This is a genomic window from Burkholderia sp. LMG 13014, from assembly GCF_905232215.1.
Taxonomy (GTDB): domain Bacteria; phylum Pseudomonadota; class Gammaproteobacteria; order Burkholderiales; family Burkholderiaceae; genus Burkholderia.
Window position 1 is genome coordinate 1 of the sequence record NZ_CAJNKE010000792.1, and the last position, 2,265, is coordinate 2,265.

Annotated in this window: 2 protein-coding genes; both read left to right on the forward strand. The window is 65.2% G+C overall.

The annotated features are described in order from the left end of the window. The coding region (locus tag JYJ84_RS34645; protein ID WP_205190125.1) for an FAD-dependent oxidoreductase at positions 1–157 on the forward strand (157 nt) is incomplete at its 5' end. A 521-nt stretch (positions 158–678) separates the two neighbouring features. Next, positions 679–2,265: beta strand repeat-containing protein (locus tag JYJ84_RS34650; RefSeq protein ID WP_374102157.1), on the forward strand; the 1,587-nt coding region annotated here is incomplete at its 3' end.

The window sequence follows — 2,265 nt, forward strand, 5'->3', positions numbered from 1 at the left end:
GCCCGCCCCGCGCCATCGCCACCTGTGGTTCGCGTTCGGCCATTGTCACCACGGGCTCACGCTCGGCCCCGCGACCGGGCGCCTGCTGGCCGAAATGATGACCGGCGCGCCGACCTATATCGATCCCCGTCCATACCGGCCCGCACGCTTCGGCTGAACGCGCGAGGCGCGGCGATGCCGTTCCGGCCATCGCCGCGCGCCGCATCGCGCTCCGGTTGCGATGCGGCCGTCACAGTTTTTCATTCTGCCATCCGTATTATCGATGGCGACGCAATCGGAAATGATCTGCGTAATCGTCAAGAAAGAAATCGCGAGATAAATAAAATCAGCTAATTCGCGATTAGGCAATGCATTTTCATTTAACTGAAATACGCGATGGGCAGCCGGCCTGACGAGGTGCGGCACCGTCGGTAACAGTCGTTCCCGTGTCGTGCGGAATGTACCGGAACACGTTACTACGGGGCTCGCAAACGTTACGTTACATCCGCGTTCCGTCGACCTTTTTCGTCCGATGATTCGGGCTCCGCGCCCCATGTTTTTCGTCGGAAATCCATTAAAAAAACGTTATTGCCACGCAATAGGCAGACGAATGAATCCATTTTTCTGAATTGGCACGCTTCGTGCAATCCGTCCCCATGCTTTATCAACGTAGTGCCAACCGAGATGGGGAAAATAAAGATGGGACACAATCTGAAATTGACGGGTGTGGCGCTGTCGGTCGCGACGGTGTTCGGGGTACTGGCTTCGGGTTCCGCGATGGCGGGGGCGCTCGATTCGCTGCCGATTCCACAAGTGATCGTCACCCCGCCGACGAACGGCATGTCGGTCGGGCTGGTCGCGACGGGTACGTCGCCGCTGGGCTCGGTCACCGTGGCGGCAGGTGGGGCGGGCGCGATCCAGACGTCGTTTGGCGATCCCGGCCAGGCACTCTCGGGCGCCGTGGGGGCGGTGACGGGGGCGCTCGGCGGTGGCGGCGGCACGGTGCAGCCGCTGGCGCCGGTTCAGGGTGTGGTGAATCAGGTGACGGGTGCGCTCGGTGGCGGCAACCCGGCAGGCGCGTTGACGGGGGCACTGGGCACGGTGACCGGTGCGCTGGGTAATGTTGGCGGCGGTTCGAACCCGCTGGCACCGGTGCAAGGCGTCGTCAATCAAGTAACGGGCGCGCTTGGTGGCGGCAATCCGGCTGGTGCGTTGACGGGTGCACTCGGCACGGTGACCGGTGCGCTGGGTAATGTTGGCGGTGGTGCGAACCCGCTGGCGCCGGTGCAAGGTGTCGTCAATCAAGTAACGGGCGCACTCGGTGGCGGCAATCCGGCTGGTGCGTTGACGGGTGCACTTGGCACGGTGACCGGTGCGCTGGGCAATGTCGGCGGTGGTGCGAATCCGCTGGCGCCGGTTCAAGGTGTCGTCAATCAAGTAACGGGTGCGCTCGGTGGCGGCAACCCGGCTGGTGCGTTGACGGGTGCACTCGGCACGGTGACCGGTGCGCTGGGCAATGTCGGTGGTGGTGCGAACCCGCTGGCGCCGGTTCAAGGTGTCGTCAATCAAGTAACGGGCGCACTCGGTGGCGGCAACCCGGCAGGCGCGTTGACGGGTGCACTTGGCACGGTGACCGGTGCGCTGGGTAATGTTGGCGGTGGTTCGAACCCGCTGGCGCCGGTTCAAGGTGTCGTCAATCAAGTGACGGGCGCGCTCGGTGGCGGCAATCCGGCTGGTGCGTTGACGGGTGCACTTGGCACGGTGACCGGTGCGCTGGGCAATGTCGGCGGCGGTGCGAACCCGCTGGCGCCGGTTCAAGGTGTCGTCAATCAAGTAACGGGCGCACTCGGTGGCGGCAACCCGGCTGGTGCGTTGACGGGTGCACTCGGCACGGTGACCGGTGCGCTGGGTAATGTCGGTGGCAGTTCGTATCCGCTGGGGGCGGTTCAAGGCGTCGTCAACCAAGTAACGACGGCGCTCAATAGCGGCAACCCGGCTAGCGCATTGACGGGTGCACTCGGTGCGGTGGCGGGTGAGCTCGGTGCCGGCAATCCGGCAGGCACGGTGACCGGTGCGATCGGTAACGTGACGGGAGCACTGGGCGCATTGGGCGCTATCGGCGGCGGCGCGGATCCGCTGGCGCCGGTCCAGGGCGTCGTCAATCAGGTGACGGGCGCCCTGAGCGGCGGCAATCCCGCGGGTGCGCTGACGGGTGCGCTGAACACGGCGACCGGGACGTTGAGCAACGCACTCGGTACCGCAACGGGCGCACTGGGCGGCATCGGC